Below are 15,622 nucleotides of genomic sequence, written 5' to 3' on the forward strand. Positions count from 1 at the left end.
ACCCTCTTCTTCTCTTCCATCTCGTCATCGCTCCTGTGCCGGGCTTGTACCCGCATGCTTGTCACACTTATACCATACCTTTTATATCGGATGTCGAGTAAGGCCACAGGCATCATTCGACACATTTTTATTCATTTTTTTAATTTTTTAAGGACAATCTCACGTCAAAGAAGCTTCATCCGCGCGGATGAAGCTCCAGCGATTTCAATATGAGCCTACTCCGCTTTGCGCGGCAGTCTGACTTCGAAGATCGAGCCTTCGTTCAAGCGGCTCTCCACTGTTATGCTGCCTTGATGCAAGTCGATAATTTTCTGCACGATGGACAGCCCAAGCCCGCTGCCTTCAATCGTTCTCGTCCGCTGCTTGTCACCCTTATAGAATCTCTCGAACACCCGCTTCCGATCTTCATCCGTCATACCTATTCCTGTATCGGCAATGCATACGATTGCGTGCTCTTGCGTCTGCTCAAGCGTCAGCTTGATGCTGCCGCGGGCGGGAGTAAACTTGATTGCGTTATGAATGAGATTCACCCATACCTGGCTTAACAGCTCCTCATTTGCTACGATCTCGGCCTCGGCAAGCGCCAAGTCAAGCTCTAGTTCTTTCTCCAGCCATTGCGGCTCACAGGCGAGCACAATCGTCTCCAGCTGGGTATCCAACCTGAACGTCCGGAGCTCAAGATGCTGTTCGTCGGCTTCCAGGGAAGTAAGCTTGAGCAGGTTGTCGCTAAGTTTGGACAGCCTCGTCGTCTCCTTCTCGATAATCGCCGAGTAGCGCATTCTCTCCTCTACCGTCAAGTCCGCTCGTTGCAGCGTGCTCGCGAACCCTCTGATCGACGTTAACGGCGACTGAATTTCATGCGACACGTTGGAGATGAACTCCTGTCTAAGCCGTTCCACCTGCTTTAGCTCCTGCGTCATCTCGTTAATGGATTGAGCAATGTGGCCGATCTGCCCGTCATATCTCCCTTCCTCGTCGACAACGACATTGAAGTCGCCTTTGGCGATTCGGCGCAGCGCATCCAGCATCTCGTTCCACACTTTGCGTTGCTTCGGAAGCACCAGTATTCCGATAATCATCCACATGACGACAATAAACAGAAGACCAAGCCCCCAATTGATGAGTTGGAGGATGTAGTCAGACCATGATACATGATGAGTTCGATAAAACCATCGAGAGAGCATATACGCGAGCGAGAACATGCTGCCGCAAAATACGAGCAGAACGGAGACCGCACCCGTCCTTCGCAGCGTGATCTGCAACTTCGACAGCTTGCGCTTCATCGCTGCACCTCCAACCGGTAGCCGAGCCCGCGAATCGTGCTGATCTTCACCGATACTTCCCAAGCCGCGAATCGTTCGCGAAGCCGGTTCACATGCACATCGAGCGTGCGTTCATTGCCTTCGAAGTCATAGCCCCAGATCGCTTCGATAAGCTGCCCCCGCGGCAGCGTCCGCCCCATATTGCTGATCAGCATGAACAACAGCTCGAATTCCTTCGGCGGCAGCGTCACCGGCTCGCCATTCACCGCAGCTGCGAAGCTATGCCGATCCAATTGAAGCTCGCCGGCCGTCACCTGCTGGGACAGCGCAATCCGATAGCGCTTGAGCAGCGCCCGGACGCGAACGGCCAGTTCCGCGGGATCGAACGGCTTCACAAGGTAGTCGTCCGTACCAATGTTAAATCCGCGCACCTTGTCGCCCATTTCTCCCTTAGCCGTCAGCATAAGCAGCGGTATATCATAAGTGTCACGCAGCTCCTTACACAATTCCCAGCCGTCCATGTTCGGCATCATGACGTCAAGCACGACCATATCGGCGGCAGCTTTCTCCATCGTCGCGAGCGCCTCCCGGCCATCCGACGCTTCCTGTACGCTATAGCCTTCCTTCCGCAAAATAACGCTGACAAGCTCTCTAATATGGGGGTCATCATCCACGACCAATATATAGCTCATTCGTCCTTCTCTCCTCTGCCGCTTCTTTCCCAAGAGTGTTTAAGCGGATTTGTTCATTCGCAACTGACCGTCCGCGAATTCCTTGTATAGACGATGAGTCCGGTACAGCTGCTCATGAGAACCGATTCCCGTAATTTCACCTTTCTCCAGAAAAACGATGGAATCGGCATCCACTACCGTAGAAAGCCGGTGCGCAATGACAACGGTCGTCCGGCCGGCCATCAGGTTTTTCAGCGCTTGCTGCACGACCTCCTCCGACTTGCTGTCGAGATTCGACGTCGCCTCATCCAGCATTAAGATTTGCGGATCTCGCAGCAATGCGCGGGCGATCGCAATGCGTTGGCGTTGTCCCCCGGACAGCTTAATGCCGCGCTCCCCAACCTCCGTTGCGTAGCCGTCGGGCAGATCGCCAATGAATCCATCCGCATAAGCCATTCTCGCCGCATGCTCCAATTCCTGCTGACTAACCTCACGCTCGAGACCGTAGCACAAATTATCCTTGATCGTTCCCGCGATAATCGGGCTCTCCTGCGATACATACCCGATTTGCTGACGCCAGAAGCGGAGCGATGCGCCAGAAATATCTTGGCCCCCGAGCTTAATGGTACCCGACGACGGCTTGTAGAACCTCTCCAACAGCGAGAACAGCGTCGTCTTGCCGCTGCCGCTCGGACCGACGATCGCCGTCACCTTGCCCGCCTCAATGGTCATGCTGACATCGCGCAGAATCGGCTCTTCGGGCTTGTAGGCGAACGAGACGCCCTCCACATGCAGCGACTTATCCATAGCGGACAGCATTTGTCCTTTGTTCTGTTCTTCCTCCTCGGATTCGAGAATGCCGATGATACTCTCCGTCGCGCCCATCGCCTTCTGAAATTGCGTGAAGAACTGCGAAATCTGCGTAATCGGCAGCATAATTTGGAACAAATACATAATGAACGCGACAAGCTCTCCTGCCGTCATTTTGCCCGATGATACTTGCACGCCGCCGAAGCCGATCAAACCGACCAACAGCATCAATATAATAAAAGTGATGATAGGTGAAATAAGCGCCTGCATTCTTGCTTCCTTAAGGCCCAATCCAAACAGATTGTGAATGCCTTTGCGTCCGTGTTCGTATTCAGCCGGCTCCGATCCCGAAGCCTTCACGAGTCGGATCTCCGAGACGACGCGGTTCACCACCGAGGTGAAGCTGGCGTTCTCCGCCTGCGTTTCCTTCGACACCTTATACATTTGGCGTCCGATCGGCATCATAATGAGTGCTGCTACCGGAAATACAACTAACATGACGAGCGTCATCTGCCAATTCATGTAGAACAATATGGCAAGTGACCCGATAATCGATAATATGCCGGTAAAAAATCCGGTCACATGCTCCGTAATAAGTCCTTTGAGGATACCTGTGTCATTCGTCAGACGGCTGACCGTATCGCCCGACGACTTGCTGTCGTAATACGGAACAGGCAGCCTCAGCAGCTTGCCCCATAACCGTTCGCGGATAGCAGCCACGATTTTGTTGCCGCCATAATGCAGCAAGTACACCGATATGCCGCCGCACACGACCTGCAAGGCGAACGCCGCTCCCAGCCCCAGCATTTGCCCCGTGCTCAAGGAGCCGAACGAGAACCCGTTCACCAGGTTTTTCGTAAACAACGGGATCGTCAAGCTGACGAGCGTATTCAGCACGCTAAGCACGACCGCGATAGACAACAGCGCTTTGGGCGGGTTCGTATCCATTAACAAGCGAATGAATCGCTTAAGACTTCCTTTTTGAGTATTTATCATACCACTCCTCTATCCCTTGTTTCTCTATCTCTCTTCGTACTGTACCCTACCCATTTAAACGCAATTTAAACGAAAGAAGGACATCTCCTCAACAAAAAAAGCTCCGTCGCCCGCAATAAGCGAGAGACAGAGCTCCTTCTATTCCTTCTAATAAACAACCTTAACCGGCATTCTTGTTTTCGCCGATTCCATAATCGCAAGAATGACCATCGTCGTGTTATAAGCGTCTTCCTTCGTTACGAGGAACGGCTCCCCCGTAATCAACTGGTCGACGAAATGGCGAATGCTTTCGTAGGCGAAGCCTTTCGGCTTGCCGTGGATAAAGTGGCGGACAAGCAGATCGGGACGGTCGGCCTTCGTCTCCGTGAAGCGCTCAAGCATCTGGCTGTGCGTCGGATCGATGTTGAACATGCCCTTCGTGCCGGTAATGTTCAGCTTCATATCGTTGACGTTGGGGTTCGAGTTCGGCGTAATCCAACCGTTCTCCATCGTGGCGATGCCGCCTCCGCGGAATTCAAGGATCGTCTGGTATACGTCGACCGTATCAACGCCCTCGTCCTTCAGGACGCCTTCGCGGGATACCGAGTATACGCGCTCCACTTCGTCATCGAACAACCAACGCAGCACATCTACGCTATGATAGCCAAGGAACCAGAGGATCGATGATTTCGCCGCCCATGGCAATAGGTCGGTCGCTACCCACTTAATATCGTTCAAACGGTAATACGCGCTGTAAGGATCGCCAATATCGCCGTCCAATATCGATTGCTTCGGAATCGCGAACAGCGGACTCCACCTGCTGTGCAGGTCCACCATCATGCGCACATTGTTTCTCTCCACGGCTTCCATGATCTCAAGCGCTTCCTCGCGGCTTGTCGTAAGCGGCTTCTCGATAATAAAATGTTTGCCCGCGTTCGCGCAGTCCACCGCGATCCGCGTATGGGCGAAGTCCGGCGTCACGATCGCAACCGCGTCGACGAGACCGCTGCCCAGCATGTCGTTATGGCTCGTAAAGACGTTCGACTCCGGAATGTTGAACTTCGCGGCAAGCGCCTTGGCGCGCTCCTCGTTCATATCGCATATAGCCGTCACTTCCGCTTGCGGATGATCGTTATAAATAAAGGCATGCGTCTCGCCCCAAGTACCTGCGCCTACAATACCCATTTTGATCGTTGTCATCATTGTCATCGCCTTTTCTAGTTAGTAATAGAAATTAATAAAACGATCTCGTTCATTTACTTCACGCCGCCGAAGGTTAAGCCGCGAATCATGTACTTCTGGACGATCATGGCGAACAAAAGCACCGGCAAAATCGTAACGATCCCGATCGCCGACATTTCCCCCCACACGACGCCGCTTACGGACAGGAACAGCGTGACGGTCGTCGGCAGCGTGCTTGCATCCGAGCTCGTCAGGAATAACGCGAATACGAATTCATTCCACGAATTGATGATGCAGAAGATCGCGGTGGCGATCAGTCCCGGCGTGGCGAGTGGCAGAATAACCTTCATGAACACCTGGAAGCGCGAAGCGCCGTCCACGAATGCCGCCTCCTCGAGCGCGACAGGAATTTCCTCGAAGAAGCTTCGCATCATCCAGATCGTAAACGGAATATTGAAGAGCATATAACAGATGATGAGCACGAAATGCGTGTCCAAAATGCGCAGCATGCTCGCCATAACGAAGATCGGAATGACCGATGCCATCGGTGGCAGCATCCGCAGGCTGAGCACCCAGAACGCGCGGTTCTCCTTTTTCTTGAATTCGAACCTGGCGAATCCGTATGCGGCCATCCCGCCGATGAAGATCGAGAACAAGGTCGTAAGAACGACGACGATCGCACTGTTTTTCAAATAATCGAGCGCATGCCTATTTTCAAAGATTTGCTTATAGTTTTCGAAGGTCGGTGAGAAAAACCAAATACTAGGGTCGTACGTTTGCGTTTTTGTTTTCAAGCTGATAATAAGCATCCAAAAGAGCGGAAACACACAGACGATACAGACGATTGCCAATATGGCGGCGGTAGAGAGGCCGAGTTTTTTGTTTCCAAGCGGATTCATCCCTTGTTTTCAACCCCTTTCCGGTACATCTTGATGAGCACCATGCTGATGACCGTAGTCAGAATGAGAAGCACGACGGATACGGCGGCCGATCGCCCGATCCAGCCCGTTCCGGCAAATCCAAGCCTGTAGACATGAAGGCTTAAGAACTCTGTCGAGCTGCCCGGTCCGCCCTGCGTGAGGGAGTACGGGATGTCGAACGTCTTAAGCGAATCGATCGCGCGGAAAATAACGGCGAGCAAAATCATTGGCCACAGCAGCGGCATCGTAATGTTGCGGAAAATTTGCAGGTTGTTGGCGCCGTCGATCGCAGCCGCTTCGTACGGATCGGAAGGCAGCGATCGAATGCCTGCGTAAATAATAAGCGCCACGAACGGCGTGTTCTGCCAGACGTCGACGAGCACCGTCGACCAGAATGCATTTTCGCCGGACAGCCAGATCACCTTGCCCCCGACAAACTGCAGGAAGTAGTTCAGAACGCCGTACTCCGCATTCATCATCAGCTTCCATACTTGCCCCGTAATGCTGGGCGTCATCGCGATCGGCACGATCATGCAGGCGAAGACTAGAAATTTGAGCTTGAACTCTCGGTCGAGCAGCACGGCCAGCCAGAATCCGAGCAGCAGCTCGATAACCGTCGTAATGACCATGAACCCGATACTAATGGACACCGAATACCAGAACTCGGCGTCTTGTCCCGAGAACAGCCGGATGAAGTTATCCAAGCCGACGAAGTTGAAGGAGGAATAGCCCAGCTCGTAATCCGTAACGCTCAGCACATACAGGAAGATCGTAGGCAGAAACGTTAGCGCGCCGAGGATAACCATAGCCGGCATAATATATACGAGATGAGGCCTCTTCTCAAAATAGGAGCGAATCATAGCTGTTGTCACCTTCTTTGCTTTAGCTTATCCAAGCCGCGCTTCCCGCGCGGCCCGGATCATTAACCCTTACTTGCCGACAATATCCTCAAGCTCCGCTTGCGATTTCTCCGCCGCTTCCTGCACGGTAATTTCGCCGAACATCGACGCGCTCACATAGTAACCGACACGGTCAAGAATTTGACCAAGCTTCTCGTGCGGAGGAATCCAAGCAATGCCCTTCTCGACCAGTACGTTCGCATCGCTAAGCGCTGCAAGCTGTACCGGGTACGAAGGATCCGCCGCTACGAGCTCGGCGTCCTCGTAGATGGATGTGCGTACCGGCACGCCGCCGCCTTCCACGTACGCTTTCGCATTTTGCTTGCTGTTCATGTACACGATGAATGCCCAAGCTGCTTCCTTGTTTTTGGACAGCGCCGAGATCGACATGTTCCAGCCCGCAAGCGCGCTCGCTTTGCCTTCCGGACCTTCCGGCGTCGGCACGAAGCCCACTTTGTCGTACACTTGCGAGCTTGCCGGATCGAGAATCCGCTTCGCTAGCGCCGTGGCATCCAGCCACATGGCCGCTTTGCCCGTCGTGAAGGCGGACAACGCTTCTTCATGCGTATAGGACGCTACGTCCTTCGGTGCGTTCTTCAGCAAATCTACGTAAAATTGCATCGCTTGAACCGTCTTCGGATCGGTCATCGTAACGTCGCCCGTCTGTTGGTTCAAGAATCCGCCGCCGAAGTTGTACATGACGGTCATAAGACCCGATGCCGCATGCGTACCGCGCTGCGCGCGCATCGTCACGCCGTACAAGCCGTCTTCCTTGCCGTTGAAGAACTTCGCGAGCTCCAGGAATTCGTCCATCGTAACCGGCGGCTGCTTGGCGTATTTCTCGAACAGATCTTTGCGGTAAGCGATGAAGCGCGTTTCGCCCGCCGTCGGAATGCCGTACGTCTTGCCGTCGTATTTGCTGATGCCGTTGCGGTAAGCCGGTACGATATCTTCGTAGTCGAACCAGTCCGGCGTCAGCGTTTTGTCCGCGATATAGGAATCGATCGGCTCGACCACTTTTTTCGCGCCGTATTCGCTCATCCAGAATCCGTCGACCATAAGCACGTCGTACGTACCGGTTTTGCCCGTGTAATCAAGCAACTGCTTGTTTTTGAGATACGTTTCTTCCATCACTTCCCATTTCACCTTGATGCCGGTAAGCTTCTCGAAGTCGCCCGTAAGCTTCTGGAAAGATTCCGTGGACGGATGGCTCGCGAATGCTAGGTTCAGCTCCTGCCCTCCGTATTGCGATTTGATCGTTTCTCCCCACGCTTCCAGCGTATCCGTTGCGCCGCCGGAGGCGCCGCCCGCATTTCCCCCGCCTGCATTGCCTTTGCCTGCGTTATTGCCGTTGTTGCTTCCGCATGCCGATAGGACGGCTACGAGCAGCATGACAACGATTAACTGAGACCACTTCTTTGTCATTGATAGACACTCCTCTGTCTGAGTTTTGTGTCAGATAACATCACACTATTTTGGATTCATCCGACACTTGCGGTGTTGATATAACAAATAATAGGACTGTAAAGCGTTTTCAACAATGTATTGTGACGCCGAGTCTTGTCTTTTCAAAACTGAAATGCGAAAAATAAACAAAAAACAAACCTTCGTGTGAAGGTTCGTCACATAGATTAGCTATTTTTTTCCTTGTATTCGAGCGGAGAGACGCCGAAATACTTTTTGAATATTTTCGAAAAATACGGATAGTCGTTGAATCCGCACTGCTCGGCGATGAGATTGATCTTAGCCGAATCCTCGCCCATCAACCGTTCGCGCGCCTTCTCCAACCGGTATTCGCTTATATATTGGGTGATCGGTTTCTTCATCACTTCGCGGAATATTTTGCTTAAATAGGGGGAGCTGACGCCGCTGTGATCGGCAAGCGCCTGCAAGTTCAGGGCGGCATCGCCGTAACGGCTATCGATTTGGGACATCACCTCTTCGACGACGCGCTTGTTGCGAGGCGCCCTTCTCTCGGATACGCGGGCAATCTCATCGGCTACGTAGCTCTTCCAGCCTTCGAACAGCTCTTCGGCCGTAGAGGCCGGCTGCGGCGTCGCCATCATTTGCCCGCCTGCATCCTGCTTCAGCGTGAGCAGCAGCTCCGAGCGGAAGAATAGCTGAAAATGCCCCATGATCCGCTTCAATTCGAGCAGCGTGTAGCCTTGCGACTTGCAGTAGGCGCTCCAATCGTCGATGAGGCGATCCGCTTCCGCCTTATGTTCGGCCAATACATTCTTGATCAGGGCAGCTGCCGTTTCCTTCATGAAGCGTATGCTTTCCGCGTTCATCCGCGCCGTCCATTTGGACGGATCCTTAAGCAGCACTTTGGAGATGACCTCGTCGAGCCTCTCCTGCGTTACCGGCTTGAGCAAATAATCGGTTACCTGATACCGCAGCGCCTGCTGCACGTACTCGAACTCGGCGTAGCCGCTAAGGACGATAATTTCGAGCTCCGGGTTCGATTCCCGCACGCGGGCGATGAGCTCCAATCCGTTCATCACCGGCATCTGAATGTCCGTTATGATCATATCGGGACGCTTATCGATTAACCGCTGAAGCGCCTCTTCGCCATTCCTTGCTTCGTCCGTTTCGGTAATCGTTCTGCCGAAGTTCTCCAGCAGCTTCACGATCCCTTTCCGTATGACGACCTCGTCGTCAACGATCAGCACTCTCATAGCTTTTCCCCTCCTTCGGCAGCACTATGCGAACCGTCACGCCGCCCGTCATCGACTCCTCGATCGACAATCCGAACGGCTCCCCGTACCGCAGGCGAATCCGATTGTGGACGTTCAACAGGCCGATGCCTCGTTTGCGGCTGGCATCATTTTCAGGCACGTCCGTCTCCTTCTGCTCGAACAGCAGATTTAACGCCGCCATCGCGTTTTCATCCATGCCTTGCCCGTTATCCTCGATGTAGAGCGCATAAGCGTCGCTCTGCGGAATATCCTCGGCATAGATTTTCAAGTAGTAGTCCCTTTCTCCGATGAAGGCGTAATGGAACGCGTTCTCCACGATGGGCTGCAGCGTCAGCTTCACGATCGGATAACGGTTGAACGGCTCCAGCTCGTCCAGATCGATCTCGATATCGGGATACCGCTCATGCTGGATTTCCAAATACGTCTTCACATGATCGATCTCCACGCGCAGTTCTACCTCGGCCTTCGGATTGTCGATCGTATAGCGGAAGAAATCGGCCATCGCTTTGCTCATGCGGCTAATCGCGGGAACCTCGTTAATGATGGCCTGGCAATTAATAACCTCAAGCGTATTGTACAGAAAGTGCGGGTTGATCTGATTTTGCATCGCGAGCAGCGTGGCGTCCTTTTGCTTCATTTCCGCGTTTATTTTCTCCATCTCGACGACGTACATCTTGTCGATCATCTCCGATAGGTTGGCTAACATCTTATTGAAATTCCGGCCGAGCAGCCCGATCTCGTCGGTATATTTGGTCGCGAAGCGCACGTCCAGATCGCCGATTTCCACTTTCTTCATGAGCTGCAGCAGCTTCCTGATCGGTTGAACGAGCGTAAGCGAGAGCACGATCGAAATGACCAGCGTAATGAGCAAAATAACGACGATAACAAACGGCTGCACGTTCTGGATCTTCCGCACTTTGCCCGTAATCGCCTGCTGGTTGATATACGCCTGCACCTCGAAGCCGCTATAGCTGAGCTTCGAGTCCATTTTCAAATACACCGCCTTGTTCGAACCGGCGTCTTCAGGAAACGAAGAGTAGACGATATGCCCTTGCGCATCCTTGAGTTCGATAAGCAGGTCGGAGGCGGCCAGCAAGCGGAAGGCATCGCTGAACAGCTTGCCGTTCAGGCGCACGACCAGCATGCCGTCCCTGCCGTTGTCGTCGTATCTGGCCAGCGTCAAATAAATCGTCTTATAGGAGCGGTCCTGATAAAACAGATGCTCCTTCGTCGGTCTTGACCACAGCTCCGTATCCTTGTTCAAGAAATGGCGGTACCATGCCTGCCCCTTATAATCGATGTCGCGTACGCGATCCAGGTTCTCATCGTAAATCATCGTTTCCTCGCCGCCGGTCCGATTGTCCTTGATCATGAGCAGCACCGATTCCAGCTCGCTCGAATATTGCGTCCGGAACGCTTCCAGCGCATTCTCGACCTTGTTCCGATCCGTTGCTCCTATTAGCTCCGTGCCATTGTCGGAATAATAAAAGAAGTAGTATACGTTCTGCACGACCCGGTTCAACTGGTTGTCCAGGTTGAGGCCGGCCTGATTGATCGAACGCTGCACGCGCTCCATCTCGTTTTCCGTTACGATTTTCTGAAAATATTGCTGATAAATATAGACGATGCTGAATACGCCGATTACCGAAACGATAGAAATCGAGATGAAAATTTTCGTGAAAAATTTAAGGTTCATCACCCGCATGACGATCAACCGGAGAACCTCTCTCATGGCACAGCACCCCGCTCTGATGATAGTATTCCAATCTGTCCGAGCAATAATGCCGTATTATAGCATAATTGGTCCAACCGTAAATCACTTAACATGCAAAAAAGCACCCGTTACATACGGATGCCTTCGACTTGCACGTTTATTTATGTTGCTATTTTTCTAAGCTCCGGAAATTCCTCTAAGTAGCCGTTCAGCTCCAGCTCGAGCAGCGCCTTGCGGATGCTGTTCTCGTCCTCGCCGGATTGGTCGGATAGCGCAAGCAGTTCCTGCATTGAAATATCCGGTTGCTGCTTGCAGTAAGTGAGCAAGCCCTTGGCCGCCCAGGATAGACGGTCATCCTGGAACTCGCCGATCATTTTACGGAATAGCTTGTGTGGAATCAACTGCTGATCGACAAGCGACTGCATCGCTTTAATCGCTTGCTTAACCGTCATACGCCCTTTCCTGGATACTTCGGACAACGTCAATGTAGACGCCTCCGATGTCCGGGAGCTTAAGACGATATATATCATTTGCGAGTAAATATCGAGGTTCGGCTTAAAGAAAATTTCTGTTGATACGGTAAAATTGCGTACGTCAATTTGCTTCATTTCGTTAGTCATAATGAATTCTCCCTTCCAGATGGTCTATACCATCATAAAGGTTCGAAACCGAGGATTCAAATCGGTACTTTATGAGAAAAACATCATAATAAATCCGGATTATACTTTTGTTGCCGTGCCGAGCAGCTTCTGGATATGGCTCTCGATCTTAGCCGGGTCATCGGTCGGGCTGAACCGCTTGACGACATTGCCGTCACGGTCAACGAGGAACTTCGTGAAATTCCACTTGATCAGCTTCGATCCGAGCACGCCGCGCGCCTCGTTCGTCAGATGCTGGAACAGCGGATGCGCATTGCTGCCATTGACATCGATCTTCGCGTACAGCGGGAACGACACGCCGAAGTTAATCTCGCAAGACTGCGCGATCTCATCGTCGTTAGCCAGCTCTTGATTATTGAATTGCGAGCATGGGAAGCCAAGGACGGCGAAGCCTTCCCCCTTGTGATCGTCATGGAGCTTCTGAAGCCCTTTGAATTGCGGAGCAAAACCGCACTTCGTTGCCGTGTTCACGATCAGCAGCACTTGACCTTTATAAGGCGTGAGCGTTTGCTCCTCCCCTTTGATCGTCTTTACATCGATATTATAGATAGACATGTTTATCCGCTCCTTCGATTTTCTCGATTTTGTATAATTAAATTGTATACAATGCAAAAGCTGATGTCAACCCTGATTGGCGCCTCCTGCAAAACAAAAAGGGCTGACCGTCCGAATCCTTCGGCAGTCAGCCCTTCTCTTAGCTAGAATCGTTCTTCTTCCTCTCAAGCAAGCGGCGAATGGCGGTAACGAGCGAGGTCGATCCTGCCTATATCACTCACCTCAACGCCCTCTTCCTGTAAATTCATCATTTGCAGGAAACGTCCTTCGTCATCCGGAATCGCCACTTCGCCCTTGGCGTTAACGACCCGATGCCATGGCAGGTTATGCGCACGGCTCATCGAATGAAGAATACGAACGACTTGACGCGCGCCCCGGCTGCTGCCCGCCAGCTCGGCTACCTGACCATACGTCATGACGCGCCCTTCCGGAATTTGTTGAATAATCGATATCACCCGTTGCGTGAAAGGCTGCATAACTTTATGACGCTCCTCTAACTTCTTCGGCTGCCTCACGGCAGCGCTATAGTTTGTAAGCAGAGGATACTCGATTGTTCCGGGCAGCGTCAACTACGCGTTATTTGAACTTCGCCGGGAATTGCTTCACGACTCCCGCCGCCAGCTTATCGCCGAACATCGCCATATGATTCTCGCCATTATCGAAAGCTGCTACGCTTGCATTCCAATCCTTGTTCATTCTTGCCGACACATCTTCGGTGATCAGCTTCAGATGGGTTTCCAAATCGTCTTTTAGTTCCTTGTACGACCAATTCGGATTGGCGGCGCTTAGAAACTTCGCGATATCATCCGCATTCTTATACCACTGCTTGTTGTACGCTGCCGCCTCCTCCGACTTGCCGCTCTTCAGCGCATCCAGCAGCTTGCCTGCCAATACGATATGCTCGGTGAGCAGCTCCGTTAACTTCGTACCGGCAGCTTCGCCATAATAAGGCTTGAAAGCGTCGCCGATATCCTTCTGATTCCGAAGCAATCTTGCCAGCACTTGCTCCTGGTCTCCAACTCCAGCTAGTGTGCTAACGAGATACAACCGTGTCCATACAACATGATCAATCCACAGCTTTCTCAGTTCCTGCTTCAGCGTAGCAGCAGACAGACTCAGACATTTAGTTGGATTGTTCTCCGCGGCTTGAGCTTTCATGCTCGGTATACCGGCTCCGAATATAAGCGCTGCACATAATAGGGTCATCACAACTGATTTTCTTAACATGCACACATCTCCTCCAAGTAATTGTACGACACGCCTGAGATTAGTGTGACCCAATCGATCTTTTCCATGCGACTCCAAACTTTTGATCGTTTTTCCACCTTTTTGCTGTTTTTATTTACGATTTCGACATTTTTTTCGACTTTCAATAAATTTGCTTTTTATTTTTCCTATAAAGGATGTAGAATAGAAGTAAAGAGTTAATGCCCGATCTTCGTCAAATTCGCTGATGCTTGTCGTCGGCAAAGTAAGACTTACTTTGTAACACACCTGTAAGGAGTTTTTCTCTTTTACTATGTGAAAAATGTTACAATCTCATGCCTTACTCACCTTACCTGAGGCGTTTGACATCATCGAGCCCATGACTCACCTACATTCCTATGTAAAGGAGGACGTTCCCCAATGTCACAACCATCTGCTCAACAAGAGGTTTCTGCAAGCCTCGCGGAAGAAAAAAAATCGTTAGACGTGCTCGATCAGCTTATGCAGCCAGAGGTACAGAACTCTCTGACTGTATTGGTGGATAACCTGCCTAAGCTAGCTGAAATGGTCACTGCAATGACCACTGCCTATGACTTCGCTAAAGGCATCGCGACTGACAAAGTATTGATCAACGATTTCGCTCAAGGTATCGGCGAATTCGTGAAACCGGTACAAGAGAAAGCCAAAGGCATCGCTCAAGCCGCTATCGAAGCTGGCGAGCGCTCGCAAGTCGACACTTCTTCGACAGTCGGTCTATTCGCTATGCTCAAAATGCTGAAAGATCCAGAAGTTCAAAAAACGCTTCGCTTCGCTCAAGCTTTCTTGAACGTATTGGCAGAGCGCAAAAACTAATTACAAATAAGCAAAGAATGGAGGATGGACATGTCTAAACATATTCTTATTTTGGGCGGCGGTTACGGTGGTCTTCTTTCCGCTCTAACAGCACGCCAACATCTGACTGCATCGGAAGCAACGATTACCGTTGTCAACCGTTTCCCGACTCATCAGATCATTACGGAGCTTCACCGTCTTGCCGGCGGCACTATTGAGGAGAATGCTGTATCTCTCCCTCTTAACAAGCTGCTTGGCGACAAAAACGTTGACATCGTTGTTGACACCGTTAAGCAAATCAGACCCGACGACAAAATCGTTGAGTTCGAAAGCGGCAAAGTAATCGGTTACGATGCGCTTGTTGTTGCACTCGGAAGCGAAACGAACTACTTCGGAATTCCTGGACTGGAAGAGAACAGCATGGTGCTGAAGTCGGTTGCTGATGCTAACCGTATCCGCAAGCATGTTGAAGCTCGTCTGGACGCTTACAAAGCATCCGGCAACAAAGCTGACGCTACAATCGTAGTTGGCGGCGGCGGTCTGACTGGCGTTGAGCTCGTTGGCGAATTTGCTGACAAGCTGCCTGAAGTTTGCAAAAGCAAAGGCATCGACTTCAACGATATTTCGTTGTACTGCGTAGAAGCCGGCCCTGCCGTATTGCCAATCTTCCCTAAAGTGTTGATCGAGCGCGCGGTATCCAGCCTTGAGAAACGCGGCGTTACGTTCATCACTGGCGTAGCGATCACGGAAGCAACGAAAACGGCTGTATCCCTGAAGGACGGCAATACGATCGAATCGAATACAATCATCTGGACTGGCGGCGTTAAAGGCAACCCTGTTGTCGGCAGCAGCGGCCTTGCAGAGGATCGCGGCCGTTCGACGGTTACGCCAACGCTTCAATCGACTTCCCACTCGGACGTATTCCTCGCAGGCGACTGCGCGGTTGTATTCCCAGAGGGCAGCGAGCGTCCATACCCGCCAACCGCTCAGCTTGCTTGGCAAATGGGTGAAACAGTCGGCCATAACCTTGGCGTTCTGTTCAAAGGCGGCGCTATGAGCAAGTTCGAGCCTGTATTCTCCGGAACGCTTGGCAGCTTGGGCCGCAAAGACGGCGTGGGCACAATCGGCGGCAACGCAACGCAGCTGAAAGGCTTGCCTGCATCGCTGATGAAGGAAGCGAGCAACATCCGCTACCTGTCGCATATCCACGGTCTATTCGCACTGGCATATTAAGCTAGG

The 15,622-nt window shown here is 51.9% G+C and carries 15 protein-coding genes; 2 read left to right on the forward strand and 13 right to left on the reverse strand.

The annotated features are described in order from the left end of the window. Positions 1-215: 215 nt before the first annotated feature. The 13 genes from AC0YN0_RS19905 to AC0YN0_RS19965 form a co-directional block, all read right to left on the reverse strand. On the reverse strand, positions 216-1,283 hold the full coding sequence (locus tag AC0YN0_RS19905) for a sensor histidine kinase (protein ID WP_475822802.1): 1,068 nt from the start codon (positions 1,281-1,283) through the stop codon (positions 216-218). Continuing rightward, a complete protein-coding gene (locus tag AC0YN0_RS19910; RefSeq protein WP_475822803.1) occupies positions 1,280-1,954 on the reverse strand; it encodes a response regulator transcription factor in 675 nt (224 codons plus the stop codon). The genes AC0YN0_RS19905 and AC0YN0_RS19910 overlap by 4 nt, the downstream gene beginning before the upstream one ends. Before the next feature lie 39 nt (positions 1,955-1,993). Next, positions 1,994-3,739 carry an ABC transporter ATP-binding protein gene (locus AC0YN0_RS19915; protein ID WP_475822804.1) on the reverse strand — a complete coding sequence of 582 codons (1,746 nt, stop codon included), beginning with the start codon at positions 3,737-3,739 and terminating at the stop codon, positions 1,994-1,996. A 147-nt stretch (positions 3,740-3,886) separates the two neighbouring features. After that, entirely contained in the window at positions 3,887-4,918 is a 1,032-nt protein-coding gene (locus AC0YN0_RS19920; RefSeq protein WP_475822805.1) for a Gfo/Idh/MocA family protein, read from the reverse strand. Positions 4,919-4,974: 56 nt separating this feature from the next. After that, on the reverse strand, positions 4,975-5,799 hold the full coding sequence (locus AC0YN0_RS19925) for a carbohydrate ABC transporter permease (RefSeq protein ID WP_475822806.1): 825 nt from the start codon (positions 5,797-5,799) through the stop codon (positions 4,975-4,977). Beyond that, entirely contained in the window at positions 5,796-6,680 is an 885-nt protein-coding gene (locus AC0YN0_RS19930; RefSeq protein WP_475822807.1) for a carbohydrate ABC transporter permease, read from the reverse strand. The genes AC0YN0_RS19925 and AC0YN0_RS19930 overlap by 4 nt, the downstream gene beginning before the upstream one ends. A gap of 69 nt (positions 6,681-6,749) precedes the next feature. Further along, a complete protein-coding gene (locus AC0YN0_RS19935; protein ID WP_475822808.1) occupies positions 6,750-8,144 on the reverse strand; it encodes an extracellular solute-binding protein in 1,395 nt (464 codons plus the stop codon). Positions 8,145-8,350: 206 nt separating this feature from the next. Next, complete coding sequence (locus AC0YN0_RS19940) at positions 8,351-9,397, reverse strand: response regulator transcription factor (protein WP_475822809.1); 1,047 nt, start codon at positions 9,395-9,397, stop codon at positions 8,351-8,353. Beyond that, positions 9,378-11,150: a sensor histidine kinase gene (locus tag AC0YN0_RS19945; RefSeq protein ID WP_475822810.1), complete on the reverse strand. Its 1,773-nt coding sequence runs from the start codon at positions 11,148-11,150 to the stop codon at positions 9,378-9,380. The genes AC0YN0_RS19940 and AC0YN0_RS19945 overlap by 20 nt, the downstream gene beginning before the upstream one ends. A 143-nt stretch (positions 11,151-11,293) precedes the next feature. Next, positions 11,294-11,752 carry a hypothetical protein gene (locus AC0YN0_RS19950; RefSeq protein WP_442051981.1) on the reverse strand — a complete coding sequence of 153 codons (459 nt, stop codon included), beginning with the start codon at positions 11,750-11,752 and terminating at the stop codon, positions 11,294-11,296. A gap of 99 nt (positions 11,753-11,851) precedes the next feature. Next, positions 11,852-12,346, reverse strand: coding sequence for a glutathione peroxidase (locus AC0YN0_RS19955; protein WP_475822811.1), 495 nt, complete (start codon positions 12,344-12,346; stop codon positions 11,852-11,854). A 164-nt stretch (positions 12,347-12,510) separates the two neighbouring features. After that, positions 12,511-12,822 carry an MGMT family protein gene (locus AC0YN0_RS19960; RefSeq protein WP_475822812.1) on the reverse strand — a complete coding sequence of 104 codons (312 nt, stop codon included), beginning with the start codon at positions 12,820-12,822 and terminating at the stop codon, positions 12,511-12,513. 100 nt (positions 12,823-12,922) lie between these two features. After that, entirely contained in the window at positions 12,923-13,573 is a 651-nt protein-coding gene (locus tag AC0YN0_RS19965; RefSeq protein WP_475822813.1) for a glycosyltransferase, read from the reverse strand. A gap of 399 nt (positions 13,574-13,972) precedes the next feature. On the opposite strand from AC0YN0_RS19965, the gene AC0YN0_RS19970 reads away from it, so the two are divergent. After that, positions 13,973-14,404, forward strand: a complete 432-nt coding sequence (locus AC0YN0_RS19970; RefSeq protein ID WP_475822814.1) for a DUF1641 domain-containing protein — start codon at positions 13,973-13,975, stop codon at positions 14,402-14,404. A gap of 30 nt (positions 14,405-14,434) precedes the next feature. Next, the gene (locus tag AC0YN0_RS19975) at positions 14,435-15,616 is read left to right on the forward strand and encodes an NAD(P)/FAD-dependent oxidoreductase (protein WP_475822815.1); all 1,182 of its coding nucleotides are present in this window, start codon (positions 14,435-14,437) and stop codon (positions 15,614-15,616) included. The last annotated feature ends 6 nt before the right edge of the window (positions 15,617-15,622 follow it).

The organism is Paenibacillus sp. J22P218 (assembly GCF_056269195.1).

What these genes read in the sequence shown, in the direction of transcription:
- AC0YN0_RS19940 (WP_475822809.1), bottom strand. Translation starts at nt 9,397, where the DNA reads ATGAGAGTGCTGATCGTTGACGACGAGGTCGTCATACGGAAAGGGATC.
- AC0YN0_RS19930 (WP_475822807.1), bottom strand. Translation starts at nt 6,680, where the DNA reads ATGATTCGCTCCTATTTTGAGAAGAGGCCTCATCTCGTATATATTATG.
- AC0YN0_RS19925 (WP_475822806.1), bottom strand. Translation starts at nt 5,799, where the DNA reads ATGAATCCGCTTGGAAACAAAAAACTCGGCCTCTCTACCGCCGCCATA.
- AC0YN0_RS19935 (WP_475822808.1), bottom strand. Translation starts at nt 8,144, where the DNA reads ATGACAAAGAAGTGGTCTCAGTTAATCGTTGTCATGCTGCTCGTAGCC.
- AC0YN0_RS19945 (WP_475822810.1), bottom strand. Translation starts at nt 11,150, where the DNA reads ATGAGAGAGGTTCTCCGGTTGATCGTCATGCGGGTGATGAACCTTAAA.
- AC0YN0_RS19970 (WP_475822814.1), top strand. Translation starts at nt 13,973, where the DNA reads ATGTCACAACCATCTGCTCAACAAGAGGTTTCTGCAAGCCTCGCGGAA.
- AC0YN0_RS19910 (WP_475822803.1), bottom strand. Translation starts at nt 1,954, where the DNA reads ATGAGCTATATATTGGTCGTGGATGATGACCCCCATATTAGAGAGCTT.
- AC0YN0_RS19965 (WP_475822813.1), bottom strand. Translation starts at nt 13,573, where the DNA reads ATGTTAAGAAAATCAGTTGTGATGACCCTATTATGTGCAGCGCTTATA.
- AC0YN0_RS19955 (WP_475822811.1), bottom strand. Translation starts at nt 12,346, where the DNA reads ATGTCTATCTATAATATCGATGTAAAGACGATCAAAGGGGAGGAGCAA.
- AC0YN0_RS19960 (WP_475822812.1), bottom strand. Translation starts at nt 12,822, where the DNA reads ATGCAGCCTTTCACGCAACGGGTGATATCGATTATTCAACAAATTCCG.
- AC0YN0_RS19920 (WP_475822805.1), bottom strand. Translation starts at nt 4,918, where the DNA reads ATGACAACGATCAAAATGGGTATTGTAGGCGCAGGTACTTGGGGCGAG.
- AC0YN0_RS19950 (WP_442051981.1), bottom strand. Translation starts at nt 11,752, where the DNA reads ATGACTAACGAAATGAAGCAAATTGACGTACGCAATTTTACCGTATCA.
- AC0YN0_RS19905 (WP_475822802.1), bottom strand. Translation starts at nt 1,283, where the DNA reads ATGAAGCGCAAGCTGTCGAAGTTGCAGATCACGCTGCGAAGGACGGGT.
- AC0YN0_RS19975 (WP_475822815.1), top strand. Translation starts at nt 14,435, where the DNA reads ATGTCTAAACATATTCTTATTTTGGGCGGCGGTTACGGTGGTCTTCTT.
- AC0YN0_RS19915 (WP_475822804.1), bottom strand. Translation starts at nt 3,739, where the DNA reads ATGATAAATACTCAAAAAGGAAGTCTTAAGCGATTCATTCGCTTGTTA.